The organism is Bradyrhizobium macuxiense, from assembly GCF_001542415.1.
GTDB classification, from domain to species: Bacteria; Pseudomonadota; Alphaproteobacteria; order Rhizobiales; family Xanthobacteraceae; genus Bradyrhizobium; species Bradyrhizobium macuxiense.
The window spans coordinates 1-26,029 of the sequence record NZ_LNCU01000130.1; the positions used below are offsets into that span (position 1 = coordinate 1).

Below are 26,029 nucleotides of genomic sequence, written 5' to 3' on the forward strand. Positions count from 1 at the left end.
GTCGATCTCGATGGCGCAATCGTTGCCGACGACCCGGGTTAGTTCGCGCAATGATCCGAACGAGGGCTGCCCGCCGAGCGGTTTCAACCGGTGTGCCTCGTCGCGTACGAAGCGAACCATCGGCGCCTCGCCGGTCGTGCCGTGGATACGCACGTTCGCCACCTCACGCTCCCACTTGGCGAGATGCGCCTCGAATGCCTCCCAACTTACGAAGGAATGCCCCGCGATCGCGTTCTTCTTCACGTAACCGACGCCATTCTCCGTCTTGCCCTTCGTGCGTGCCCGATATGGCGCGCAGGCGCGTGGACGGAAGCCCCAATGCTTCGCAAACGCGATGAGTTTGTCGTTGAACTGAACCGACCGGCTGCCGACGTCGTGGCGCACCACAAGTGCGCGTGGGTTGTCCATCAGCACTTCCTCCGGGACACCGCTGAAGGTCGTGAATGTGCTCTCGAGCCCAGCGAACCAGTGCTCCTGCTTCTCGGCCCGGAACGCACGCACATGTACCCGCCGCGAATGCCCGAGCGTCGCCACGAACACGAATGCTTTGATCTTCGCGCCGCCGATCTCGACCAGGCGCTCTCCGAAGTCGATCTGCAGCTGCCGGCCAGGGGGCGTCTCGAACCGCGTCGTCGCCAGCGCCTCCGCCTTCAGCGCCTGACGATAGGGCTGCACCGCGCGTTGCAGCGTTCGCCGGCTGACTGTCACGCCTTTCTCGGCCAACAGATCCTGGCGAACCACATCAGCATTACCGCGATGGCGAATGAACCTCTCGCGCAGCCAACCTTCAAGGCCGTCGAGCCGCTTCGGCCGCTCAGGCGACTTGAACGGCTTCACCCCACCCGCCGCCACGTAGTCCTTCACCGTGTGATGGCTGCAGCCCAGCTGGCGCGCAATGCGCTTCAGCCCCCATCCGCACGCTCTCAGGCGCAACATCTCCGCCACGTCATCCGGCGTCTTCATCACCTGCCCCCGTGGATCACTCCACGGCGAGCCTCTAGTGATTCGTTCCTCGTTCATTCGCTCTCTCCTCAGCTATCCGAGGAGGGGGCAATTCCTCATGACGCCGAGGGGGCAGTTTTCCATGGCGCGCGACAGCTCGGTAATGAACCACAAGCCAAGAAGTCCCCGGTCCAGACGGGGACCTTCATCTCGTTGGCTGGCATGGGCTATTCTAGGCGGCAGCAAAGATTACTGGCGTCCAGAGAGCCGGCGTCGAAAGACCCCCGGCCTTACGGAGGTTGGCGAGAACCTCACTCGAAATCGCAAGGTAACCCGCCACGGCCACGGTGTTGCCAATTGGTGCCGGATTGCCAATTCGACGTAGCGGCCAACCGGCCCGTCGTAGGATTCGCTCCATTCGGACATCTGTAACGGTAACGATATCAGTGAGCTTTCGCGAAAGCCCGAACTCGACCATTCCAGCGAACAGCTCGTATGCGGCACGAGTTATGCCGCGATCTCCTTTTGGAGCATCGGATGCAACGTCGATAGCGAATCTGCTGCTTTCCCAAACAAGTGGCGTTGAGGGGGCAGCGTGGCCGTCAAGAAGCACGGAGAAAGTATCGCGAAGCATGATCGGGCCAAGAGAAGGCAGGAGACGAACGGAGCCTTGAACCAGGCCGCTCTCCGAAACCTGTGTCAGGTAGATGGGATGCAGTGCGTCGAAATCGTCCATCTCCATGTCGCCGCTGGTTTGAACGTCCCACGCCATGCGGAGCTTAAAAACGCGGTGCCTCATCCGGTACATTTCAACGAGAGTGCTGGAAAACTCCCCGTACGATGGTGGTGTGATCAGCTGAATCATAATCCCTCCAAAAGGTGTCCATCACATCCTTTGAAGCAAGATTATTAATTTGAGTCATTACCTGTAGTTGTGGGGAGCGCGTGTCCTAATTCTGCTTGATTTTGTTGGCAGCGGCCAGTCGCGTTACCGCCTGCACGACCGTTCGAACACCCAGCTTTCTCTTTGCGTTGTGTAGATAGGATGAAACTGTGTTGCGCGAGATGCCGAGGATGCATCCGGTCTCCCAAGCGCTTTTCCCTTGCGCTGCCCATTCCAGGCATTCGAACTCACGGGGAGACAGGCGTATTCCGTCGATGCGAAGATCGATTACGAGTTTACGACGGACGTGCGCGTGAAAATACATCGCCATTAGCTGAAGAACGCGTTCATGCGAATCGACGAATCTCTCAAACCGTGGCCGTCGCTTGTCAGTTGCAAAGGTCAGCGCGGCGACGGGACCGTGCCCATCGTGGATGGGGACTGTAAAGCCAAATCGAATTCCGAATTGGGCAGCTTCGTCGAGAAGTTCCCGCTCTGCCATCGAAGAGAATCCTGCTGGCAAATCAAGTCCCCATCGAAATGGTTCAGGGGCCTGAAGCACCTGTCCGATAACGGGATCGATTGTTTGATAATTGTTGCGAAGATAGTGCGTCGTCCAGCGCGAAGGATACGTAGAAATTAAGCGTGGCGTGTCGCCCCTTGCGTCTTCAAGCGCGAGGTAGGCGAAGCAGAATAAATCCAAGGCGGTCGCCGTGTCCGCCATGGTTTCAGAAAAGTCCTCGGGAGTGTCAGCCGCCGACAGGCGATCAATAAAATGTTGAAAGACGCGATGCATTTGCGGAGACCATTGTCGAGCCGTGAAGCGGCATCGTTGATTGGGAGCAATGTTTTCGTCCGGGCTCAGGACAGCTGCCGCGCTGCCTCCAATTCCATCTACGACTTCACGAGGGGATGCTGAATGCCCTGGTTCTTGCCGATGGACCCGACCGAACACTTCCGTTTGTTGGCATAGCCCGCCGGTCGTCTGAGCGCGGCACGCCCAAGTCCGACGGCCTCACTGGCGATAAGAATCCGCTTTCTTAGTTGGAACATAGGGAAAGTAGGGTGGCGCTTCGCCTACGGCGTGCATGTCAACTTCCAATATGCAAATGCCGGGCATCTGAAGCTGTTCGCGCACTGTGAGGCCGAACGCATCCGCCGACTTCACGCACGCATAACGCGCCGATGCGGCCGCAGCCAGCTTGGCAAAGTCCGGCGGCATGAGGTCGCCGTAAACGCGTCGCCCTCCGAATGACGCATCTTGCATATGCCGAATTACCCCATACCCGGCGTCATTCATGACGATGAAGAGTATGTCCAGCTGCTCCTGAACCGCTGTCCACAACTCTGAGATGTTCATCATGAAGCCGGCATCTCCATGCAGCACCACCGTTTTCCGGCCACCAGCCGCGATTGCCGCCCCTACTGCCAGAGGCAACCCCTGGCCAATGCCCGCGCCGACCGGGTGCACTGCGTCTCGAGCACCGTAGACCTCGAACAGTCGGTTTCCCCAGGTCGAGTTTGCTACGGTGATGTCACGCACCCACAGTGCATCGCGCGGCACCACCGGTCTCAACTGCTCGGCAAAGCTCGCGTACGGACCTAGAGTAGACTTGAACTCCTCGCGCGCACGAAGCCTGAGGGCTTTGAAATCCTTCGCAAAGGCAGGGTCGAGCTGCAAGCGATCTTTCAAACGTTCGACCAGGCGACCAATCACTAGGCGCGAATCGCCCAGCACGAACATCGCGCTGCTGTAAGTGCGGCCGTTGGCGGCCGGGTCGACGTCGATCTGGATTCGTTTGTCCGGTAAAATAGTACTATTGTCGACTGTCTCCTGGCCGCGTAGTCGGGAACCGACGACTAGCATTAGGTCAACCGTTCGATAGAAGTCCTGCACGCTTCGCACGCCCGTTCCGTTCAAGCCTCCTAGATTCATCGGGTGGTCTTCGGGCACGATGCCCCGGGCTGCATGGCTCGAGACCATGCCAAAACCGAGGCTCATCAGTCCTTGGATCTCGGCGTAGGCGTGCCGCGCCCCGTTGCCGACCCAAAGCATGGGCCGCTTGGCGCTCAGCACCTGTTCGACCAGCGCGTCCATCTGTGCATCAGTCGGCACCAGAGGTGCCGGAATCGGCAAACGAAAGTCTTTCCCGAATTGTTGAGGCAACGGAGCTGCCATTTTCTGCACGTCAATCGGGATTTCGACGCTGACAGGGCCTCTGGGCGCGGTTAGCGCATCGGTCGCGGCGCGCGTCAGTACTCCCCATGCTTCGGCGGGCGTGCGTATACGATATGCAGATTTGCAGGCTGCGCGCATCAGCCCCAACTGGTCCGGCATGTCGTGCGTGGTGCCGGTGTTGCGATCGATCAGCTTACTAGGCACCTGTCCGGTGAGGTGCAGAACTGCGGTGCCGGCAAACCGCGCTTCCACCAGGCCGCTTATCGCATTGGCCACGCCAGGTCCGGTGCTCGACACGAGAAGGCCGAGAGAGCCCGTCACCCTGGCGAAGGCATCGGCCATGTGCGAAGCGCCAGCCTCGCCCCGCGTCATCACCATGCGAATGCGATCGCGTCGTGCGACTGCGTCGAACATCGGGATGTTATGAACGGAAATGATGCCGAAGCCGGTCTTGATCCCGACTTGTTCTAGGAAGCAGGCGATGACATCGCCGACATTGGTGGTCACGTAATTCCTCTCGAACTAGCTTTTAGATGTGGAGCAAGCACTCGTTGATTTTCGTCTATTGAGACAGGTTGTTTTTTGTCTGCGGTCACGTTGCTTGACCCGTCGGCGTTGTGAGAACACGCGTCACACTTGAAAAGCATAGATTTTAGAGGCTAATCATCTAAAATGGGCATGGACCATGGACTGCTCGAACCGGGGGATCGATGGACTTACGCCAACTTCGCTACTTCGTCAGCGTCGCGGACAGCGGCAGTATCAGCGCAGCGGCCGTCATTCTGCACGTCGCACAGTCAGCGGTGAGCCGCCAGATCCTTCGTTTGGAGGATGAGGTGGGCGGTGTGCTGTTTCAGCGTAGCATTACCGGCGTAGAGCTAACTGAGAGCGGCCACGTGCTGTTGGAGCGGGCGCGCTTCATCCTGAGAGAAATCGAGAGTGCTACGAACGATGTTTCGACCTTCAGCCGCGGAATGCGTGGGACTGTTCGCATGGCCGCGCCTGCGAGCGCGGGACGCGTGCTTTATGTGCCCTTGGTGCAGCGGTTCCACGCCCAGTTTCCGCAGGTTCAACTTGAGCTCTCGGAAGGTACAACAGACGAAATGCTGCGTAGCCTTGCCGCAGGTACGCTGGATCTAGGTCTCGTCACGGAAGTTGACCCGCGCGAAGACGTCATGTTGAAACCGATTTTGCGCGAAGAAGCTGTCCTTCTGGCTCCTGTGGGTAATCCGCTCTCCAAGCGAAAGAGCATTGTCGCGCGCGACTTACCGAAGATGCCAATCATCATCGCGCCAGGCCTACGGCGCATCTTCGAAGAACGCTACGGCGCACTGCGTCCTGTCGTCCAAATCCATAGCAGCAATCCCGCTGCCGAGCTAACCCGCTCTGGCGTGGGTTATGCGGTCGTTCCCAGGTCTGCATTGAGTACGCCCGACGTGTGGCGTGGCTTGCAAGGTGTCCCCGTGCGTGGGCTCAATACAACCAGAATGATAGCTTGGGGAAAGGGGCGCCCCGCCAGTCTGGCAGCGCGCGCGCTTCGCGTCGCCGTCGAGCAGCTTGTGTGCCAACGCATTGAGGAAAAGATATTCTTGCCTGTATCGGTCAAAGCCTGAGTCAGATCCCGAGTTCAACGTAGTCGTCATGCGCAGCTTCACTTCGCCAAGGCGGGTGTGCCGACGAGTGCGCCACAAGATTTGGCTCGCTGGGTACCACAGATAGCGGACGCTCCAGAGCTGATGGCGCGCCTGTGCCAACGGCGGCGAAACCCCGTGCTCGCATCGAACCTGAGGGCTTGGAGGCCTCGGTGACGGCTTGCGCGCGCGAGTTCGCCGTCTTTGCTCCGATCGTCCTCCCGAGAGGACGCCAATTGTCAGATCGGGGAATCTCGGCAGCACTTCGCGCTGATCTTCTCGCTGGTGCGCCCCACAAGACACCAAGTTGCAGGACTATGTCTCCCGCGTGGTGAGGGCGGGCCGCCCACCGAAGCGGCTGCGATGAAGTGTCTCCGGGGGATACGATGAGCCTGGTATCCGATCAATGATCAATGTGGTGCGTGTGCTGGAAGACCGCCGCTGTATGCCACGCTGATGATGTAGCGAAAGGTGCGCAAGTAGATCCGCCAGCTCCACGGTTTCTAGCGGTCCATGCCAATTTTCGATGAAGAGCCCCTAAAATATATGCTTTTCAAGTGTGGAGCCTGTTCCTCACAGTTGCTCTCCCAAGGAGACAACAAATGAATGAGCCTATTGGCTGGCCAAGCGCGTACAGCGGCGAGCTGCAACGTGCATCGCACTCGAGCCATCAGCGACTCGTGCCTAGAGCCTTGACGCTAAAGAGCGAGCCGCGTGGCCGTGCGTGCCTGCGTCTGAAGCTTTGGGTGCATCTTCAACGCGACGGCTCGATACTTGCCGCTTAAATCGGCTTGTCGTAGCGGCCATTGCCGATGAGTAGCAGCCCTCCACGAAGGAGCGTTCCCGGTGCGGAGCACCATGCGCAACGCAGTGGTCTCCTCCGCGAAGATGACCACCACCGTCATCGCAACTCCTCGCGGGACGGCAACCAGATGTCGTTGGCCCAGGTGAACGGCCCGGCGCTCGGCGGCTTTGCCGGCGGCAAGGTGGTCTCAGACGGCCATGTCGGAGTACCGCACGAGCCGGGCATCGGCCTCGAAAGCCACAATCCGCCGTATCCGCCGACGCAAACCGTGGGTGCTCGAACATCCCACGTCAAATCCAACTATTGATAGCAACTGGAGATCAAAAAAGATGGCGACAGAATCCCGCGCTCACGAAGAAGCTATGGCGGTACACGCGGACGGCATGCGTATCCTCTGGGACGCGCCGATTACCATGAGCGACGGGGTCGTGCTGCGCGCCGATATATTCCTGCCCGAGGCGACCGGCCGCTATGGCGCCATCATGTCCTATGGACCGTACGGCAAGGGGCTGCCGCTCCAGGTCGGCTACAAGAGCCAGTGGTCACGCATGGTCGCGGCCGCACCGGACATCGTGGAGGGCTCGTCTGGCAAGTACCAAAGCTGGGAGGTGGTGGACCCTGAGAAGTGGGTGCCTGATGGCTTCGTCTGCGTCAGAGTAGACAGCCGCGGGGCGGGGCGATCTCATGGTGTGCTCGACACGCTATCGTCGCGGGAAATACAGGATTTCTACGAATGCATCGAGTGGGCTGCGGCCCAGCCCTGGAGCAATGGAAAGATCGGGCTCAATGGCATCTCCTACTATGCGACTACCCAATGGCGCGTAGCCACCTTGCGGCCTCCGCACCTTGCTGCCATCTGCGTGTGGGAAGGGGCTATGGATCGCTACCGCGACTCGACCCGGCAGGGCGGCATCTACATGGAGTTCAGCGCGGACTGGTATCGCCGGCAAGTGGCGCCGCTGCAGCACGGATATGGCGAGCGCGGCCACCGCAACCCGAACACAGGTGAGCTCGTTGCGGGCCCGGAAACGCTGAGCGACGAGGAGCTTGCAAAGAACCGCTTGACCCTTGCCTCCAATGAGGTACTCGACCGCCCCTTGATCGACGACTATTACCGGGAACGGACTCCCGACGTCAGCCGTATAGAGGTGCCTCTGCTGTCGGCCTCAAACTGGGGCGGCATGGGTCTGCACACGCGGGGTAACTTCGAGGGCTATCTCGGCGCAGGTTCCGCCCAGAAATGGCTCGAAGTCCACGGTGATTCCCATTTCACCCCTTTCTACCGTAAGTCGGGCGTCGAACTGCAAAAGCGGTTTTTGGCGCATTTCCTCCAAGGCAAAGACACGGGTTGGGATCGCCAGCCGCCGGTGCAGTTGCACATCCGACGCCCGGGGGAGCACTTCACAATTCGTGATGAGCAGGAGTGGCCGCTCGCCCGAACAAGATGGACTAAGTACTACCTTGATCCCGCCAACCGCTCCCTGAGCGCCACGCCAAGCACCGGCGCCAGCATCTCCTACAGTGCCACGGACGACGGGATCATGTTCACCCTGCCACCGGCTTCGGAAGAGCTGGAGATCACCGGCCCAGTCGCGGCCCGACTAATGGTGTCCTCTCGCACGACGGATGCCGACATCTTCCTAGCGCTGCGCCTGTTCGATCCGGATGGCAAGGAGGTCCTGTTCGTCGGCTCCAATGACCCCCGCGTTCCGATTGGGTTGGGCTGGCTTCGCGCCTCGCACCGCAAGATCGACCCAGCCAAGTCGCTCCCGTACCGCCCCTATCACACGCACGACGAGCTCCAGCCGTTGGTCCCGGGCGAACCGGTGCTGCTCGACATCGAGATCGTACCGACCTGCATCGTGGTGCCGCCCGGCTACAGGCTGGCACTGAACATTCGCGGCTGTGACTATGACCACGATCTGGGCGATCCGGGTCTCAAGGATGCCCCCTACCGCATGACCGGCGTTGGACCCTTCACCCATAGGGATCCGCAGGACAGGCCGCCAGCGGTGTTCAACGGCGAAAACACCCTTCACTTCGAGGAAGGTCGGGAACCCTTCCTCCTACTGCCCATCATCCCCGGCCAGGTCTGAAGAGCCTGCCCTGATCCATGCATTGAACCGAAGAAGTGCACCCCTGCGTGGCAGTGCCCTTGCACTGCTGGCGGGACAAATGTTGCACGCGTCATGCAACCACCGCTGCGGACGCCGTGGATGCTGTGTCGCTTTGCAGGAGTAACGGTCGCATTGCCACAGCTAACCGCGATCCATTCGAAGAAGGGGACAAAGATTCCACCATGGCCGACCTCGACAAACTTCGCAGCCAGCGCTGGCTCGCTCGCCGGGACTTCCGCAGCCATATGCACGGCAGCCGGATTATGCAGATGGGCTACGACCGCAAGGACTGGGAAGGCAAGCCGGTCATCGCCATCCTCAATAGCTGGTCGGAGTTCAACCCCTGCCACATGCATTTTCGGCAGCGAGTCGACGACGTGAAGCGCGGCGTGTTGCAGACCGGCGGCTTCCCGCTAGAGATGCCCACGATCTCGCTCAATGATTCCCTCGTTAAGCCATCGGCCTTGCTCTATCGCAACATGCTGGCCATGGAGGTGGAGGAGATGATCCGCTGCTACCCGGTGGACGGCGTGGTGCTCATGGGCGGCTGCGACAAGACCGGCCCGGCCATGCTTTTGGGTGCCACCAGCGCTGGCGTGCCGGCCATCTTCCTGCCGGCCGGCCCCATGCTGCGCGGCAACTCCCGCGGTAAGACGCTAGGGTCTGGCTCTGACGGCTTCAAGTACTGGGACGACCGGCGCGCCGGCCTTATCACCGAGGAGCAATGGGGCGGCATCATGAGTGGCATCGCGCGCGGCCCTGGTACCTGCATGACCATGGGTACAGCCAGCACCATGGCGGCCATCGCCGAGGCGCTGGGAATGGCGCTGCCGGGCGCGTCCTCCATACCGGCAGTGGATGCTAGTCACCAGCGCATGTCCGCCGAGGCCGGGCGCCGCATCGTGGAGATGGTGCACGGCGATGTGCGGCCGGCTACGATCCAAACCCGGCAGGCCTTTCTCAACGCCATCACTGTGGCCATGGCCATGGGATGTTCGACCAACGCTATCGTGCACGTCATTGCCCAAGCCCGCCGGGCCGGCCACGCGATCGGGCTGGAAGAATTCGACCGCATCAGCCGGGAAGTGCCGGTCATCGCCAACATCCGACCCAACGGCACCAGTGCCTACCTGATGGAGGACCTCTACTACGCTGGCGGTCTGCCTGCGCTGATGAAGCGCCTGGAGCACCACCTGCACCTGGACCAGATGACCGTCTCCGGCAAGACTCTGGCCGAAAATATCGCCGGCGCAGAGGTCTACAACGACGACGTGATCCGCGCCCTCGACAACCCGGTCTACGCCGAGGGCTCGCTTGCCGTGCTGCGTGGCAATTTGGCCCCCGATGGGTGTGTTATCAAACCTAGCGCTATGGACTCCAAATTCCTGCAATACCGCGGGCCCGCCGTTGTGTTCGATGACTATCCCAGCCTTAAGAAGGAGCTGGACAACGAGGAAACAACGCTGACGGCGGATCACGTCATCGTCCTGCGCAATGTCGGTCCCAAGGGAGCCCCGGGTATGCCCGAGTGGGGCATGATTCCCATCCCCACCAAACTTCTCAAGCAGGGGGTGCGTGACATGCTGCGGATCAGCGATGCGCGTATGAGCGGCACCAGTTACGGCGCCTGCGTGCTGCATGTGGCCCCGGAATCGCACGTGGGGGGAAACCTGGCCTTGTTGCGCACGGGCGACATAGTGTCGGTGGACGTGGCCCGCCGCAGCATCGCCGTGGAGGTCAGCGACGAAGAACTCGCGCGGCGCCGCGCGCGGTGGGTCTCGCCCCCGCAGCGATTCGAACGGGGCTATGGGCGCATGTTCGTCGAGCACATCCTGCAGGCCGACCAAGGATGCGACCTGGACTTCCTGCTGACCGCTGAGGGTAGTCCGGCGGGCGAGCCAGATATCTTCTGAGCCTTACCGGCGACCCAGAAAAGCCCGCGGCTCAATGAGCACCAACGGGCTCTCGACTTCGACGCACGTTGAAGTCATTCAAGTGCGGTAAGTGCCCTTGAGATCGACAGGTCGATCCCTGATGCGACGGGGAGCGGGGTGATGCTTAGCGTGGGGCGCATGATTCTAGCCGGTCCATTGATGCACCAAACGTGACGATGGCGGCCGGCACGAATTTCCGCGAACGCCGGTCGGCGAGATCTGCGACGCGGTGATCACGACATTGAAGCAACACAAGGAAGCGACGCCATGAGCGAGACCCGTCCTGAAGTGGGATCGAAAGCGTGGCTGGCGCTGGCCGACGAATCGCCGATCGATCCCGACCGCCCGATCATCGATCCCCACCACCACCTGTGGCCGTCGACTGCCCTCCGGCCGCGCTACCTGCTGGCCGATCTGTGGGGTGACACGCAATCAGGCCACAACATCGAGAAGACGGTGTTCGTCGAAACCCGAGCCTCCTATCGCGACAACGGTCCAGAGGCAATGCGGCCGGTCGGCGAGACCGAATTCGTGGCTCGCATCGCGCGAGCCAGCCGCGAGGGCGGCGGCGCCGTCATCTCGGCAATCGTCAGTTACGTAGACCTACGCGCGCCGAAGAACGAGCTCAGGTCCGTGCTGAAAGCGCATGAGGAGGCCGGCGGCGGTCTGTTCCGCGGCATCCGGCAAGCCGGCGCGTTTGAAGCGAACGCCGACTTCCTCATCATCCGGCCGCGTGCGCCTGCCGGGCTATATGCCGATGACGCCTTCCGGTCGGGTGTGGCGATACTCGGTGAACTTGGGCTGAGCTACGACACCTGGCACTACCACCACCAAAACCCGGACTTCGCCGAACTGGCGCGCGCCGTGCCTGGCACGACGATGGTGCTCGACCACTTCGGCACCCCGCTCGGCGTTGGCCCCTACGCGACACAGCGCGAAGCGATCTTCGAACAGTGGAAGCGTGACATCGCCGAGATCGCCAAGCTTCCGAACGTCGTCGCCAAGATCGGCGGTCTCGCGATGCCGGACAACGGGTTCGGCTGGGACAAGCGCGAGGTGCCGGCCAGCTCCGATGAACTCGTCAAGGAGCAGGCGCGCTACTACCACCATGCAATCGAGTGCTTTGGCCCGTCGCGCTGCATGTTCGAGAGCAACTTCCCGGTTGATCGCCGGTCGTTGCCGTACTCGGTGTACTGGAACGCGATGAAGAAGATAGCGAAGCGCTACGCTGCAGATGAGCAGCACGCGATGTTCTACGGTACTGCGCAGTGCGTCTACCGGCTATAGCGCTCTCGACATCAGTTCTTGTTGCCGGTCACGCCTTCATTAGTGTTGTGGCCGGTGCGCGCTTGAGCGTGCCTGACGCTTCGCCCGCCATCGCGCGAGGCGGGAAGACGCGTGCCCCGGCGCAAGCTGCCCTCGCAAGACCAACTCGCGAAAAGGCTGGTAGGGAGGAGCCACGGCGTCCATCCCAGCGTGAAGACCGTTCATGCTTGATGATCTACGGCCTAGCGCGGACTGGGTGAGAACATGTGCCTAGCCCGCTTTCTCTCCCTCTGCGGCCTTCGCCTCGGTCTCGTAGTTGCCGGCGGTCAGGTGATGCGTTTGGTAACTGCGGCCAAGAGCAACGTTTCAACGGGTTCGTTCCTGCTGCTACGCCGCTGTCTGCGACGAAGACGAAGTAGAGCAGCCAACGGTTCACCAGTTTGCAGTGGTCCATGCCCCCATGCCTGATTTAGATGAATAGCATCTGAAATATATGCTTTTCAGATGTAGCGCGTGTTCTCACAATCACTCTCACAACCTGAGATTTGATATCAGACATGCGTATCGCCCGGTTTCTCTCTCCTCTCGGCCCTCGCCTTGGTCTCGTCGTTGCCGATGGAAAGGTGATTGATCTGGTAGCTGCGGCACAAGAACAGCGTCTCGACTGGTTCGTTCCTGCGGCTACGGATTTGCGCCTTTTCCTCGCGGGTGGGGTCGCACTCCGTGACGTGACTTCTACCATCGCTCGCCGAAGCCAGTTACCAGCGCTGGAAATGGCATCGTTGCGACTGCTCGCACCGTTCGAAGCCGGGTCCAAGATCTTAGCGCATGTCGTCAACTATTACGGTCACGACAAGGAAGCGAAGGTCAAGGTTCCGGCCAAACCGTTTTTCTTCCAGAAGCCGTCCAGCAGCGTGGCCAATCCGGGCGACACGATCGTCGCGCACCGCGCGTCGAACAAGCTCGATCACGAGGTGGAGATCGGCATCATGATCGGTCGCGTTGGCCGGAGCATTGACGCCGAAAACGCGTTCGACCATGTGGCGGGCTACATGGTGCTGAACGACGTCAGCTATCGGGACTTCCAAATGAATGACGGATATCCCGACCTCAATACTTCGTACGGAAAGAACTGGACTCAGGCCAAAGGTCTCGATGCCGCCTGCCCAATGGGTCCCGTGCTGGTGCTCACCGATGAATTGCCGGCGCCGTATCCGTTGCGCAAACAGTGTCGCGTCAACGGCAAGGTCCGTCAGGATGCGAACTCGTCGGACATGATCCACAAAGTGCCGGCGCTCATTGCGGAAGTGTCGAAGGGCATGACCCTATGGCCCGGCGATGTGATTGCGACCGGAACGCCTGCAGGCGGCGGTCTCGGCGACGGAGTCTGGCTGAAGCCGGGAGATGTCGTCGAGTGCGAGGTCGAGCGCCTCGGCGTCCTGCGGAACGTGGTTGCGGCGGACTTGTCGGACTGAACTGGGGTTTATCCCCGCGCCGCCATCGACACAAGAATATGCGCGGCTCAACACCGCACTGGAGGAAACGGATGATTTGCGTAGCCACGGGCACGCTTACGCTCATCGTACATTGGCTGGACATGGCCTTCACCCAGATCAGCGGTGCTGAAGCAATGGCCGCGCGATTCGAAGCCGCCGGAGTACTGGTTGGCGAAACGATGAGCCCGAGACAAATCGCCAACTCTTGGTAGCTGAATGAGTTCGAAGCCTCCTAGAGCCGTGAAAAACCATTGGAGATGATCTAGACATGCGCGTCCTGGACGTACGGGAGGCGGCGCTGCCAATGCGCAGTGACCTACGAAATTCGGTCTTCTCTTTCGCAGAGATGACAGTCTCGGTTGTCGCTGTGCTGACCGATCGGACCGTCGAGGGTGCGCCAGTCATCGGGTACGCCTTCAACTCCATCGGCCGCTACGCATGTGGTGAGCCGATGCGGACCCGGTTCATCCCAAGGCTGATGCAATCGTCCCCGGAAGCTTTGCTGAATCGAGACGGCTTTCTCTGTCCGGCCAAGGCAGTGCAATGCATGCTCGTCGGCGAGAAGCCGGGCGGCGACGCCGCGCGGTCGGTGCCGGTCGGTACGATCGAGACCGCCTTATGGGACGCCGTGGCTAAGGCTCGGCGTCTTCCCCTGGCTGAGCTTGTATCGCAATCGTGGCGGCAACGCCCGATGGAAGCAAGGGTGCCCTGTTACGTCGGTGGTGGGTGGTATCGACCAGACAGCAAGCCTGGTGACGTTACCGATGAACTTCAGCGCCATCTGGACGCCGGCTACACGCACATGAAGATCAAAGTCGGCGGCCTATCCTTGGCGGAAGACGTTGGCCGTATCGAGGAGGCATTAAAGCTCCTCGGCGATCCACGGCAACTCTCTGTCGATGCCAACGGACGTTTCTCCACCAAAGAGGCGTTGGACTATGCCCGCGCACTCGCTCCTTTCAAACTGCGTTGGTTCGAGGAGCCGTGCCATCCGAACGACTTCGAAGCTTCGGCCGCGGTTGCCGAGGCTTACTCGGAAGCACTCGCCACCGGCGAAAACCTTTTCAGCTCCCAGGACGTTTGGAACCAGGTGCGATTTGGTGGGTGGCGCAAGGGCCGCGACTATCTGCAGATGGATCCGCCGCAGATATATGGCATCGGCACCTATGCGGACCTCGTCAAAGAGCTTGCAGCGGACGGCTGGGACTACAGCAGGCACTTTCCGCACGGCGGCAATCAAATGTCTCTCGCCCTCGTGGCCGGTCTGGGGCTCGGCGGTTGTGAAGCCTATCCCGGATTTTTCGGCGCATTCGGCGGCTACGCGGATGATTGTAACGTATCCGGTGGATGGATGCCCGCTCCCCAGCGGCCCGGCATTGGCTTCGAGGGACAGAGCCGGCTCCATGCCCTGATGCGTGAAGTGGCCGCTGATTGGACCTGAGTGTCGTAACCCCAGTAGGACGTGCCGCCGCTAGCAATCCAGGCAAGTTAACTATTCGAAGGAACGATGGAAATGAATCGCGTGAAGTCGAACCACGTCGCCGCCAACACCGCGCTGTCTGGCGACACTCCGGGGGCCGTATACACTGATGGCATGCGCATCCTGTGGGACGCGCCGATTCCGATGAGCGACGGCGTCGTCCTACGAGCGGACGTCTTTCTCCCGCAGGCGCCGGGCCGCTATGCTGCCCTGATTTCCTATGGGGCATATGGCAAGGGCGTGCCAATGCAAGTGGGCTACAAAAGTGCGTATGACCGCATGGTTCGGGCCTATCCTGACATCGCGGAAGGCTCGTCGAACAAATACATGAACTGGGAAGTCGTCGACCCTGAGAAGTGGGTGCCGGACGATTTTGTCTGCATCCGCGTCGACAGTCGCGGTGCAGGCCGCTCGCCTGGCGTGCTCGACCCGACTTCGGAGCAGGAAACGCGGGACTTGTATGAATGTATTGAATGGGCGGCGGCACAGCCCTGGAGCAACGGCAAGATCGGGATGAACGGCATCTCGTACTACGCGACCAATCAATGGTACGTCGCCGCCCTGCGGCCTCCGCACTTGGCAGCCATCTGCGTCTGGGAAGGTTTCGTGGACCGCTACCGGGACGCCGCGCGGCACGGGGGGATCTATTCGCAGTTCGGCGCCGGCTGGTTCGGTCGCCAGGTGCTGCGGATTCAGCACGGGTACGGCGAGCGTGGAACGCGCAATCCGAATAACGGCGAACTGGTCAGCGGGCCGGAAACGCTATCGGACGAGGAACTCGCGGCGAATCGTGCCGAACCAATGTCGAACGTGGCTCTGGACCATCCGCTGGACGACGAATTCTATGCCAGGCGCAGGCCCGACGTCAGCCGCATCCAGGTGCCGTTGCTGTCAGCCGCGAATTGGGGCGGCATGGGTGTTCACCCGCGCGGAAACTTCGAAGGCTATCTCGCGGCCGGCTCGAGCCAGAAGTGGCTCGAAGTGCATGGCGACAGTCATTTCAGCCCTTTCTACCGCGCCGAAGGCGTTGCGCTGCAGAAGCGCTTCCTCGGGCACTTCCTGCAGGGCAAGGACACTGGCTGGGATCGGCAGCCGCCGGTGCAGTTGCAGATTCGTCGGCCAGGGGAGCATTTCACGATCCGCGACGAGCAGGAATGGCCGCTCGCGCGCACGCAATGGACCAAGTACTATCTGAATCCCTCCACGCGTACCCTCAGCACCACGTCGAGCACCGGCGCCAACATCTCCTACAGCACCATGGGTGACGGAATCACGTTCACCATGCCGCCGGCCGCCGAGGAGATGGAGATCACTGGCCCCGTGGCTGCTAGGCTGGTGGTGTCGTCTCGTACTGTCGATGCTGACATCTTTCTGGCGTTGAGGCTGTTTGCGCCAGACGGCAAAGAGGTCTTGTTCATCGGCTCCAACGATCCGCGCGTCCCGATCGCGTTGGGCTGGCTGCGTGCCTCGCATCGCAAGTTGGACGAGGCCAAGTCACTTCCGTACCGTCCGTACCACACGCACGACGAGCTGCAGCCGCTCGTGCCGGGTGAGCCCGTCGTGTTGGACATCGAGATCTTGCCGACCTGCATCGTGGTGCCTCCCGGCTATACGCTGGCACTGAACATTCGCGGCTGTGACTACGATCACGGTCTGGGCGACGCGGGTTTCACTGATCAACCTTACCCGATGACGGGGGTCGGCCCGTTCCGCCATGCAGAGCCGCGAGATCGACCGCCGGAAATTTTTGGTGGGGAGAACACACTACATTTCGACGAGGGGACTGAACCCTTCATCCTCCTTCCCATCATTCCTTCCGAGAATGCTTGAGTTGTCACCGTGCTGGAAGTCCCCGTGCGGCGAAGAAGGTAACAACGAAGAACAGATCCGCAATAAGACTTCTGCCTTTGGGTCAGCGAGTGGATAAACGGGTCAAAACGAGGGAGGACGCTGAGTGAGGCTCGCGATGAACGAACAAGTGACCGATGCGTGCGCGCCTTCCGCAGCGGGCACGCCGGCAGTGGCCGCCCCCGCTGCCGCGAATCCGGACGGGGGCACGGGCAGCGACAAGATCGACCTCGGTGCGCTGCTCGACATATCCCCGGTGCGGCGCGGCCACGTCATCACAGTAGCGTCGCTGTTTCTCGTAATGCTGATCGACGGCTACGACCTTGCGGTGACCGGGCAGATTTTGCCCGCGATCGCTTCCGCGCTCGGCGTGGCCACCGCCAGCCTCACCGGAGCCTTCGCGGCGCAACCTATCGGTCAGGCGATCGGCGGGCTGCTGCTGTCGCCGCTGGCCGATCACTTCGGTCGCAAGCGAATGCTGATCGTGCTGCTGGCGCTGTTCTCGGTCGCCACGTTGCAAAGCGTGTTCGCCACCTCGGTGACAGGCTTCGCGGTGACCCGGTTCATCGCCGGGGCGGTGGCCGGCGGCCTGCTGCCGACGACCGCCAGTTTGATAGCCGACATTTCGTCCATCAAGCACCGCTCGACGATGGTCGGCGTCGTCTACGCCGGCATCGGCGTGGGCGCGGTGGCCGCCAGTGCTCTCGTGGCAGTTTCGCTCAATCGCATCGGTTGGCAAGGTATGTATGTGGTCGGCGCACTGGCACCGCTCCTGATGATCGTGCCGATCCTGCTCCTGATACCCGAATCACCGCTGCACTTGGCCCGCACCTCCGCCCCTTCGGCTGACATCCTAGATGCGCTGCGCAAGCTGGGCATCGTGCTGGCGTCCAACTCCCGATTCAACGAACCGGTCCATCGGCTCCGCACCGGTATCTCGATCATCGAGATCTTCGGCAGCCACCGCGCCGCCTTCACGCTGGTGCTCTGGTTCACCTGCATCTGCGGCCAGATCAGCGTGAACCTGTTCGGCCTCAGTGTGACCTTCTTCCATGAGTTCGAAGGCATCCCGGTGGCGAGCTACGCGGCCTACGCCGCGGTCGCTGGCGTGACTTCCATCGTCGCCGGTCTGTCGACCGGCTTAATTATGGATCGCTTCGGGCGCTACCGGGTGATAGTCATGTATGCGCTGCTGGACACGCTGTCGCTGGTCGGGCTTGCGTTCTTTCCCTTCGGCAGCGCGGGCTTCGTGGGCGCAATCGTTTGTGCCGGCTTCTTCACTCTTGGCACCTACCAGTCGCTCAATATCCTGACTCCGATCGTCTATCCGGCCGCGCTGCGCAGCGCCGCGGTCGGCTGGAAGGGCGCCGTCTCGCGCCTCGGCAGCAGCGCGGCACCACTTATTGGAGCGGCGCTGCTGGCGCATCAGATGGGCCTGAAGGTCGCCATGTGCGCCGCAGCGGCGCCGATGCTGCTGGTGCTGCTGCTGGCGCCGGTGCTGGCCGTGCTAGAGCGACGCATGCGCTCGCTCGGCGGTGCGGCAGCCCCTTGATCCGCTTGGCGGAGCGCTCTACCGGGGCTATGGCACGGCGACGAGTGATGCGTGGTGCGCGACTACGAGCAGAAGCAGCGCATGCCTGCAACGCTCGTGGCTACCGGCATTGCGAAGTCTGAGCGAGGTCCGTGTCGACCAACCGAGCGGCACGCTCCGCGCGCGATCAGCGGCGCAACATGAGTCGGCTTGGTGGAGGGACCTCGCCGGCCTGAGTGCGTCGCATTCGAGGCCGAGGCGAACGGTTCCTGAATGCATGGCGCTTTGCTGATGTTCGGTTCCGATTATTCCCGCCGATTCGCTTTGGGTCCGAACCGGATAGTGTCATTCGGCATGTAAGATTTTGAACGCAGATCCCCCGGCTTAGGGGGCAGTAACATTGCAGTTTGAATGACAGCCAGGAGTGCGATATTCGCGCTGCTTGACGAATTGCCCAACCAGGAGACCTTTGATTAGTCGATGCCCCTGTGCGGCGGCCTTGCCAATCTACGGCCGCTGCGGCTGCAAATGTTAGCCTATCAAATAACCGTTCCGAGTGATTCAATGGGGCTCGCTAACATTTACAAGCGGCATATCGTCGTCAACCGAAAGCGCGTCTGTTCAGGGAGCAGCCGCCCTCCGTCAGCCTTACACTGATGACGCTGCGCTGAAACAGCACACCCCTCCTCCTCCAAACGGAGCACCTGGCGGCTAACCGCTGACTGTGCGACGTGCCAAAGGCAGCGGCCGCTGTACTGATACTGACGAAGTAGCGAAACCGACCTGAGCCGATCAGTTTCCCGCTGTGGCAGCCCATGCCGATTTTAGATGATAAACAGCTAAAATATATGCTTTTCAGATGGGTTGCGTCTTCCCCACAATTGCTCTGCGGCGGAGGGGGCTCCCGAGGTCGTCCCGTAAAAGTGGCTCGCTTATGTGCCTCGCGCTTCAGGCGCGTGTGCCCGAAGGCGCGAAAGACCAAGCGGGTTTAGGGACAAGGGAACCAACCTGAGGGCGCTTCGTACCCGGCGGATCCGGAACCCTCCCAGCGTTTCAGCAACTTGGAGGTTCAACATGAAGATGACTAAGAGCCTTATACTCGGCTCGGCGGCGACACTTCTCGCGGCCAGCGGAGCTCAGGCAGCCGATCTCCCCGTCAAGGCCAAAGCGGTCGAGTACGTGAAGGTGTGCTCCTTGTATGGTCCAGGATTCTATTACATCCCGGGCACGGACACGTGTATCAAGCTGAGCGGCTACCTGCGCGTCGACGTGCTGGCAAACACCAACGCGGATGCTACCGGAAATACTGCGGGCGCTGGCGGCGCGAACAACCGTTTCACCAACGGCTACACCTGGCGCTCCCGTGAGGGCCTGAACATCGATACGCGCACCGCGACCGAGTACGGCGTGGTCCGCACCTACCTTAATTCAACTTTCTCCTGGACGACGGACAGCTACGCCGGGCAGGGCAACGGCACGACCGTCTACTCGCCGATCGGCACCGCTTCGGCTCCGAACAACGCCAGCGGCGGTGCGGTGGCTGCTGGTACGCTGGGCGTGTACTACGCCTTCATCCAGTTCGCTGGCTTCACCATCGGTAAAGCCATTTCGCAGTTCAGCGCTCCCTGGACCGGCTATCCCGGCAACAACTTCGACGGTCTCGTCGGCGGCGGCGGCACGAGCACCGGTGTGAACCAGTTCACCTACACCGCGCAGTTCGGCAATGGCGTGTCGGTGTCTCTGTCGGCTCAGGATCAGACTGCTTACAATCAGGCTGGCGTCGTCAACCTCGGCGCTCCCGTCAACTTCGGCGTTCCCGGCAACACCAACGTGTTCGGCATTAGCGACTACGCCGGCACGATTGCTCCGGACCTCGTCGTGATGCTGCGTCTCGACCAGGCCTGGGGTCTGTTCCAGGCGTCGTTCGCGGCGCATGACAACCACGCAGCCTATTACGGCGGCACCGAGTTGACCGGTCATCCGGACGATAAATGGGGCTGGGCCGGTCAGTTAGCCTTGTCGATCAAGAACATCCCGACTGGACCCGGCGACACCATCAACTTGCAGGGTGTCTACACTAATGGTGCGACCCGTTACAACATCCAGGAGCTGGCGGCTCAAGCCGGAGCAAACACCATTTTCGGTAGCACCAACGTTCCGGGTGCCTACCAGAGCATCGGCTTCGGCATTGCGCCGGACACCGTGTTCATCACTGGTGGGCAGCAGCAGACGATCAAGACCTGGGGCGTCCGCGGTGCGTACGTCCACAACTGGAGCCCGAACTGGAACACCAGTATCTACGGTGCCTGGGCTCAGGTTAACTACAACAGCACGGCAAAGGGCTTCCTCTGCGGCCCGGCCGGCAACGGTGTCGGTGGTTCGCTCAGCAACTTCTTTGGCCCCGGTTCCAGCCTGACCTCCTGCAACCCCGACTACAACATCGCGCAGCTCGGAACGCAGACCCAGTGGACCCCGGTGAAGAACCTGACCTTCTCGGCGGACTTCACCTACACCCACCTGGACCAGAATTTCGCTGGCACGGTGACCTTCCCCGGCAGCTCCACGATCGGCAAGCCGGCTGCCGTCTACGAGCTGAAGGACCAGAACACCTACACCATGCTCCTCCGCGCTCAGCGCAACTGGTAATCCGCATCAAAGCTTCTAGAAGCAGGAGGCAAAGAGGCAACTCGCGACAACTATGAACCTCCGAGAAAGCCCCTGGCATGCCCGCCGGGGGCTTTCTCGTTGGCGCACGTTAAGACAGCGACCACAAGACTCCACGCATAGACACACAGTGTAGGTCGGCGAGTATTCCGCATCTCTCGAATCACGGAGAGTCATCGTCAGGGCCGGCGAACCATCCAGATCGCCTACTTACGACTCGAGCGAATTCGGTACGTCTCGGGCATACGGGACAGCAGGTCAATCATCGCGTCCTTCCGCCGTTTGGCCGGAAGAGTGACGGCGCGCATATTTGCTCCGTCATTCGATCAGGGTGATGTGGACGATGCGGAAATCCGGATTGTAGGCCGAAAATCGGTCTCTCGAACGGTCGGTGATGGGCACGGCGCACTCCGTCCGGAATGCCAAGGCTTGTTCGCAAGTGGCGCACCCGACACGATTCGAACGTGTGACCTTGCCTTCGGAGGGTAACGGTCGCGCTATGCCGCCAGTCCAGAAATCGCTCTTTCAACCAACGGAAGGGAGCGAGCGGTGCCCGCCCCCGCAACCACCGGGACGACGTCCCCGACCCGCAAGGATCGGGTGTTGCGCCTTCGGCATTTGAATCTAATCCGCGATAGGCGTCGTCGGCGACGGATCGCGCACGAACGGAGGCTCGGGCGAACTATCGAGGCGCCACGTCCGCAGTTAAGACTGTCTGTCGATCAGAAGCCGAGATTCTAGAAAATAGTAAGTTTAGGGATGTCACCGACCAGAGGCTCGAACCTCCGATATGGTTACAACGCTTCCAATCAGCGCCGCTTTCAACCTGAGTACCGCTGCCAAAAACTAATCTTAGGAACGCGCGGGCGCGGCTGACTTTAGCCCGCATTCGCCTTCAGCCCGGCGGCTTCGATACCCGCGACCGCGCAGATCTCATCATTGTCTGACGTGTCGCCGCTGACGCCGGCGGCGCCGAGCAGGGTATTACCGTCAAGGATCAGCACGCCGCCGGGGACCGGCACCAGCCGGCCCTGCGCCAGCGTGTTCACGGAATCGATGAAATACGCCTGCTCCTGCGCGCGCTGAAACAGCGCCCGCGATCCCATTCCCATCGCCAGTGCACCATAGGCCTTGCCGTGAGCGATCTCGGCCCGCATCAGGCTGGTGCCATCCTGCGCGGCGGTCACCTTCACGGCGCCGCGGGCGTCGAGGATGGTGACGACAAGAGGCTTGAGTTTCTTCTCGATGCCCTGGGCCAGGGCGGCATCCAGAATCTTGCGGGCGACGTCGAGGGTGAGCTCAGCCATGGGCCTGTTCCTTTGTCGGCGATAATTTGTTGGGGGTGGACTTCGCACAATTGAGGCTCATCGCCAAGACTCTGGCGACGTGAATCGCAGTGCGTCCGTTGCCGTCCTTGATCTGGTGCCGGCACGAGGTTCCGTCTGCCACGATCAATGTGCCCTGATCAGCCCTCCGTACCGCAGGCAGCAGCGATAGTTCGGCAATCTCCATCGAGGCCTGATAGGTGTCCGCGCCATAGCCGAACGCGCCGGCCATGCCGCAGCAGCTCGACTCGATGGTTTCGACGTGCAGGCCGGGCACGAGGCGCAGCACCTTCTCCACCGGCTTGAACGCGCCGAAGGACTTCTGGTGGCAATGACCGTGGACGACGGCCTTTTCGGCGACCGGTGCGAGCCGCAGCGCGAGGCGCCCTGCCTCGGCTTCGCGCACCAGGAATTCCTCGAACAGCAGGGCGTGGGCGCTGATTGTCTTCGCGGCCTCGTCCGAGCGCAGCGATAGCAGCTCGTCGCGCAACGTCAGAAGGCAGCTCGGCTCGAGCCCGACAATCGGCACGCCACGAGCCGCGAACGGTGCGTAGGTCGCAACCAACCGGTCCAGCTCCGCGCGAGCCTGCTCGACCAGGCCTGCAGAGAGGAAGGTCCGGCCGCAGCAGAGCGGTCGGGCGCGATCCGTCGGCTTCGGCAGATGCACACGGTATCCGCCGGCGACCAGCACCTCGACTGCGGCGTCGAGATTTTCGCGCTCATAGCTGCGGTTGAAGGTGTCGGCGAACAGGACGACCTCGCGGCCGTCAGCCGGACCGAACACTTCGGCGTCAGGCTGGAACGTGTCACGGCGAAACGCAGGCAGGCTGCGCTTGGCGCTGATGCCGGCAAATCGTTCGAACAGCGAGCGCAGCAGCGCGCTGTGGTTTCGCAAGTTCGCCAGCGGAGCAAAGCGCGATGCAAGATCCGCGTAGCGGGGCAGGTAGCCGACCAGCCGGTCGCGCAGCGACAGGCCGTGCTTGCTCGCGCGCGCCGCCAGCACCTCGATCTTCATCTTGGCCATGTCGACGCCGGTCGGGCATTCGTGGCGGCAGGCCTTGCAGGACACGCAGAGTTTCAACGTCTCCATCATCTCGTCGGAGGCGAGCGCATCGGGACCGAGTTGGCCGGAGATCGCGAGCCGCAGCGTGTTGGCGCGGCCGCGGGTGACGTCCTTCTCGTTGCGGGTGGCGCGATAGGACGGGCACATCACGCCGCCTTCGAGCTTGCGGCAGGCGCCGTTGTTGTTGCACATCTCGACCGCGCCCTGGAAGCCGCCGCCGGCGCCGGGATAGGCCGACCAGTCGAGCACCGTCTTCAAGTCGCCGACGTGATAATCCGGCGAGAAGCGAAACAGCGAGCGGTCGTCCATCTTCGGCGGATCGACGATCTTGCCCGGGTTGAGCGTATTGCCGGGATCGAAGCGCTGCTTGACCTCGCGGAAGTCGGCCACGATGCGCGCGCCGAACATCGCCTCGTGGAATTCCGACCGCACCAGGCCGTCGCCATGCTCGCCGGAATGCGAGCCCTTGTATTCGCGCACCATCGCGAAGGTTTCCTCGGCAATGGCGCGCATTGCCCTGACGTCCTTCTCGAGCTTGAGATTGAGCACCGGGCGCACATGCAGGCAGCCTTCGGAGGCGTGCGCATACATCGTGCCGCGCGTGCCGTGCCTGGCGAAGATGGCGTTGAGCCGCTCGGTGTAGTCGGCGAGATGCGGCAGCGGCACCGCGCAGTCCTCGACGAAGGAGACCGGCTTGCCCTCCTGCTTCATCGACATCATGACGTTGAGGCCGGCCGCGCGGAAATCGGCGATGCCGGCCTGCAGCGCAGGCTCGACGATCTCGACCACACCGCCCCATTTGCGCTGCGGCCTGTCCCATCCGAAGCCGAGGTCGCCCATCAGCTCGCCGAGTTGCTTGAGGCGGGCGAGATTGTCGGCCTGGTCTTCTTCGGCGAACTCGACCACCAGGATCGCGTCCGGATCGCCGCGTACCGCCGCGGAGATGATCGGCTGGAACATCACGATCTCGCGGCCGAGCGCGATCATGGTGCGGTCGACCAGCTCCACGGCAATGGGACGCAGCTTGACCAGATGCTGGGCCGCGTCCATCGCCTCGTAGAAACTGCCGAAATGGCAGACGCCGAGTGCCTTGTTGCGGATCACCGGCCACAGCTTGAGTTCGACCTGCGTCGTGAAGGCGAGCGTCCCCTCGGAGCCGACGAGCAGATGCGCCAGGTTGTTCGGCGCATTGCGCGGCACCAGCGCATCGAGATTGTAGCCGCCGACGCGGCGCTGCACCTTGGGGAATTTGTCCGCGATCTCCGCCGCCTCGCGCTCGCCGAGATCTAGCATCTCGCGGAACAGCTTCAATCCGCCGCCGGGCTCGCTCACATTGGCAAGGTCCCTCGGCACCTCGCCGAAATGCAGCAGCGTGCCGTCGGCAAGCGCTGCGTCCATCGCCAGCGTGTTGTCGCGCATGGTGCCGTAGCGCAGCGAACGCCCGCCGCAGGAATTGTTGCCGGCCATGCCGCCGATGGTGGCGCGCGACGCCGTGGAGACGTCGACCGGAAACCACAGCCCGTGCTTCCTGAGCCGGCGATTGAGATCGTCGAGCACGATGCCGGGCTCGACCACGCAGGAGCGGTTCTCGACGTCGAGCGAGAGGATCCGGTTCAGGTGCTTCGACAGGTCGACCACGATGCCGTCATTGACGGTCTGGCCGCACTGCGAGGTGCCGCCGCCTCTGGGGGTGACGATGCGTCCGTCGTCACGTGCGATCGCGAGCGTCCGCAGGGCCTCGTCGACGGTGCGGGGCACCACCACGCCTGCCGGCACGATCTGGTAGAATGAGGCGTCAGTCGCATAGCGGCCGCGGTTGAAGGCATCGAAAAAGACGTCGCCGGTCGTGTCCGACCGCAGGCGCTGTTCGAGCGATGAGGCGTTCTTCATCCCGGATCCAATGTGATCGACAGGGCGTGGCACGCTGCCGTCGATTATGCATTCCTGCAACTAGAGCGTTACATTATGCATTCATAATGAGCAAGGCTAACCGCCCTGAGAGGTCGTCTCCGGCCTGGTGTCCTGTCCTTCGGCCAGATGTTCGATCGCAGCGCTTCGCTTGTTGCGCAGGTGCTGGAACAGGATGTCGCTGAGCTCGCTTGCCGCACGCCGGCGCAGCGCGTCGAGGATCGCCTCGTGCTCGCGCATCGCCTCGGCCCAGCGCTGCCGCTTGCGGGCGAAATTGGCGGAGTAGCGGACGCGGCGGATCCGGCCTGCGAAGTTGGCGTAGGTCGTCTTCAGCGTCTCGTTGCGGGCTGCCGCGACGATGCTCTCGTGGATCTGCTGATTGATCTGGAAATAGCTCGGCATGTCGCGATGCAGGTAGTGGCCGTACATCTCGTAGTGTAGCCGCTCGATCGCGCTGATTTCCTCGTCGGTGATGGCCTCGCAGGCCAGCCGTCCGGCAAGGCTCTCCAGTCCGGCCATCACGTCGAACAGTTCCTCGAGGTCGCGCTGGCTGAGCTGGCGCACCCGCGCACCGCGATTGGGGAGCAGCTCGATCAGGCCTTCGGCGGCCAGCACCTTGAGCGCCTCCCGCAGCGGCGTCCTGGAAATTCCGAGCATCTCGCAGAGCTGCCGTTCGGGAACGCGCCCGCCCTCGGGGATGTTGCCTTCCGCCACATAGTCGCGAAGCCGCAGCAGGATCTCGCCGTGCAGTGAGGCCTCCTGGCGGTCACCGCCATTGCCGGCGGCGGGTGGGGTGATTGGAACCCCGGCTTCGGGAATCGTGGATTTCATATGCAGGACAATAATTTGCCGATTCAGTCGCGTCGACGATTTCAATCGAATACCAAAATTGGATTGAAAAGACAAAAAATGAATGCAAAATGGTTCTCCAGCAGGCCGAAATGCCGCGATTGGGAG

Annotated in this window: 18 protein-coding genes; 10 read left to right on the forward strand and 8 right to left on the reverse strand. The window is 61.8% G+C overall.

All coding sequences use genetic code 11. The features are described from left to right. From istA to AS156_RS39375, 5 genes are all read right to left on the reverse strand, one after another. The coding region (gene istA / locus AS156_RS39360) for an IS21 family transposase (protein ID WP_082747766.1) at positions 1-1,020 on the reverse strand (1,020 nt) is incomplete at its 3' end. Between the two features lie 154 nt (positions 1,021-1,174). Then, positions 1,175-1,807, reverse strand: a complete 633-nt coding sequence (locus tag AS156_RS39365; RefSeq protein ID WP_066515962.1) for an acyl-homoserine-lactone synthase — start codon at positions 1,805-1,807, stop codon at positions 1,175-1,177. Between the two features lie 85 nt (positions 1,808-1,892). Further along, entirely contained in the window at positions 1,893-2,621 is a 729-nt protein-coding gene (locus tag AS156_RS39370) for a LuxR family transcriptional regulator (RefSeq protein WP_066515964.1), read from the reverse strand. A 98-nt stretch (positions 2,622-2,719) separates the two neighbouring features. Then, positions 2,720-2,878 carry an acyl-CoA dehydrogenase family protein gene (locus tag AS156_RS45850; protein WP_136626648.1) on the reverse strand — a complete coding sequence of 53 codons (159 nt, stop codon included), beginning with the start codon at positions 2,876-2,878 and terminating at the stop codon, positions 2,720-2,722. Further along, positions 2,841-4,511 carry a thiamine pyrophosphate-binding protein gene (locus tag AS156_RS39375; protein ID WP_066515966.1) on the reverse strand — a complete coding sequence of 557 codons (1,671 nt, stop codon included), beginning with the start codon at positions 4,509-4,511 and terminating at the stop codon, positions 2,841-2,843. The genes AS156_RS45850 and AS156_RS39375 overlap by 38 nt, the downstream gene beginning before the upstream one ends. A 203-nt stretch (positions 4,512-4,714) precedes the next feature. Here AS156_RS39375 and AS156_RS39380 point away from each other — a divergent pair, with 203 nt between their 5' ends. The 10 genes from AS156_RS39380 to AS156_RS39430 all read left to right on the forward strand — a co-directional run bounded on the left by AS156_RS39380 (position 4,715) and on the right by AS156_RS39430 (position 20,758). Continuing rightward, positions 4,715-5,617, forward strand: a complete 903-nt coding sequence (locus AS156_RS39380) for a LysR family transcriptional regulator (protein ID WP_066515968.1) — start codon at positions 4,715-4,717, stop codon at positions 5,615-5,617. Positions 5,618-6,567: 950 nt separating this feature from the next. Next, on the forward strand, positions 6,568-6,747 hold the full coding sequence (locus AS156_RS39390) for a hypothetical protein (protein WP_066515973.1): 180 nt from the start codon (positions 6,568-6,570) through the stop codon (positions 6,745-6,747). 22 nt (positions 6,748-6,769) lie between these two features. Next, entirely contained in the window at positions 6,770-8,536 is a 1,767-nt protein-coding gene (locus tag AS156_RS39395) for a CocE/NonD family hydrolase (RefSeq protein ID WP_066515975.1), read from the forward strand. 203 nt (positions 8,537-8,739) lie between these two features. Then, positions 8,740-10,470 (forward strand): L-arabinonate dehydratase, encoded by a 1,731-nt coding sequence (araD, locus tag AS156_RS39400; RefSeq protein WP_066515977.1) that lies wholly within the window; start codon positions 8,740-8,742, stop codon positions 10,468-10,470. A gap of 288 nt (positions 10,471-10,758) precedes the next feature. Beyond that, positions 10,759-11,778, forward strand: a complete 1,020-nt coding sequence (locus AS156_RS39405; protein ID WP_066515979.1) for an amidohydrolase family protein — start codon at positions 10,759-10,761, stop codon at positions 11,776-11,778. Positions 11,779-12,314: 536 nt separating this feature from the next. Further along, on the forward strand, positions 12,315-13,232 hold the full coding sequence (locus AS156_RS39410) for a fumarylacetoacetate hydrolase family protein (RefSeq protein ID WP_066515982.1): 918 nt from the start codon (positions 12,315-12,317) through the stop codon (positions 13,230-13,232). Between the two features lie 289 nt (positions 13,233-13,521). Next, on the forward strand, positions 13,522-14,694 hold the full coding sequence (locus tag AS156_RS39415; RefSeq protein ID WP_066515984.1) for an enolase C-terminal domain-like protein: 1,173 nt from the start codon (positions 13,522-13,524) through the stop codon (positions 14,692-14,694). 72 nt (positions 14,695-14,766) lie between these two features. Then, a complete protein-coding gene (locus AS156_RS39420) occupies positions 14,767-16,563 on the forward strand; it encodes a CocE/NonD family hydrolase (protein WP_082747978.1) in 1,797 nt (598 codons plus the stop codon). A gap of 136 nt (positions 16,564-16,699) precedes the next feature. After that, the gene (locus tag AS156_RS39425; RefSeq protein ID WP_066515985.1) at positions 16,700-18,133 is read left to right on the forward strand and encodes an MFS transporter; all 1,434 of its coding nucleotides are present in this window, start codon (positions 16,700-16,702) and stop codon (positions 18,131-18,133) included. A 1,053-nt stretch (positions 18,134-19,186) separates the two neighbouring features. Continuing rightward, complete coding sequence (locus tag AS156_RS39430) at positions 19,187-20,758, forward strand: porin (protein ID WP_066515986.1); 1,572 nt, start codon at positions 19,187-19,189, stop codon at positions 20,756-20,758. An 896-nt stretch (positions 20,759-21,654) separates the two neighbouring features. Here AS156_RS39430 and AS156_RS39435 read toward each other — a convergent pair. The 3 genes from AS156_RS39435 to AS156_RS39445 all read right to left on the reverse strand — a co-directional run bounded on the left by AS156_RS39435 (position 21,655) and on the right by AS156_RS39445 (position 25,903). Further along, a complete protein-coding gene (locus AS156_RS39435; RefSeq protein ID WP_066515987.1) occupies positions 21,655-22,083 on the reverse strand; it encodes a GlcG/HbpS family heme-binding protein in 429 nt (142 codons plus the stop codon). Beyond that, entirely contained in the window at positions 22,076-25,054 is a 2,979-nt protein-coding gene (locus tag AS156_RS39440; protein ID WP_066515990.1) for an FAD-binding and (Fe-S)-binding domain-containing protein, read from the reverse strand. The genes AS156_RS39435 and AS156_RS39440 overlap by 8 nt, the downstream gene beginning before the upstream one ends. 96 nt (positions 25,055-25,150) lie before the next feature. After that, positions 25,151-25,903, reverse strand: a complete 753-nt coding sequence (locus AS156_RS39445; RefSeq protein WP_066516002.1) for a GntR family transcriptional regulator — start codon at positions 25,901-25,903, stop codon at positions 25,151-25,153. Positions 25,904-26,029: the final 126 nt, after the last annotated feature.

Coding starts and splice junctions, on each gene's coding strand:
- AS156_RS39425 (WP_066515985.1), top strand. CDS start 16,700: ATGAACGAACAAGTGACCGATGCGTGCGCGCCTTCCGCAGCGGGCACG.
- AS156_RS39410 (WP_066515982.1), top strand. CDS start 12,315: ATGCGTATCGCCCGGTTTCTCTCTCCTCTCGGCCCTCGCCTTGGTCTC.
- AS156_RS39415 (WP_066515984.1), top strand. CDS start 13,522: ATGCGCGTCCTGGACGTACGGGAGGCGGCGCTGCCAATGCGCAGTGAC.
- AS156_RS39405 (WP_066515979.1), top strand. CDS start 10,759: ATGAGCGAGACCCGTCCTGAAGTGGGATCGAAAGCGTGGCTGGCGCTG.
- AS156_RS45850 (WP_136626648.1), bottom strand. CDS start 2,878: ATGTTCCAACTAAGAAAGCGGATTCTTATCGCCAGTGAGGCCGTCGGA.
- AS156_RS39365 (WP_066515962.1), bottom strand. CDS start 1,807: ATGATTCAGCTGATCACACCACCATCGTACGGGGAGTTTTCCAGCACT.
- AS156_RS39445 (WP_066516002.1), bottom strand. CDS start 25,903: ATGAAATCCACGATTCCCGAAGCCGGGGTTCCAATCACCCCACCCGCC.
- AS156_RS39420 (WP_082747978.1), top strand. CDS start 14,767: ATGAATCGCGTGAAGTCGAACCACGTCGCCGCCAACACCGCGCTGTCT.
- AS156_RS39395 (WP_066515975.1), top strand. CDS start 6,770: ATGGCGACAGAATCCCGCGCTCACGAAGAAGCTATGGCGGTACACGCG.
- AS156_RS39435 (WP_066515987.1), bottom strand. CDS start 22,083: ATGGCTGAGCTCACCCTCGACGTCGCCCGCAAGATTCTGGATGCCGCC.
- AS156_RS39440 (WP_066515990.1), bottom strand. CDS start 25,054: ATGAAGAACGCCTCATCGCTCGAACAGCGCCTGCGGTCGGACACGACC.
- AS156_RS39390 (WP_066515973.1), top strand. CDS start 6,568: ATGTCGTTGGCCCAGGTGAACGGCCCGGCGCTCGGCGGCTTTGCCGGC.
- araD (WP_066515977.1), top strand. CDS start 8,740: ATGGCCGACCTCGACAAACTTCGCAGCCAGCGCTGGCTCGCTCGCCGG.
- AS156_RS39370 (WP_066515964.1), bottom strand. CDS start 2,621: ATGCATCGCGTCTTTCAACATTTTATTGATCGCCTGTCGGCGGCTGAC.
- AS156_RS39430 (WP_066515986.1), top strand. CDS start 19,187: ATGAAGATGACTAAGAGCCTTATACTCGGCTCGGCGGCGACACTTCTC.
- AS156_RS39380 (WP_066515968.1), top strand. CDS start 4,715: ATGGACTTACGCCAACTTCGCTACTTCGTCAGCGTCGCGGACAGCGGC.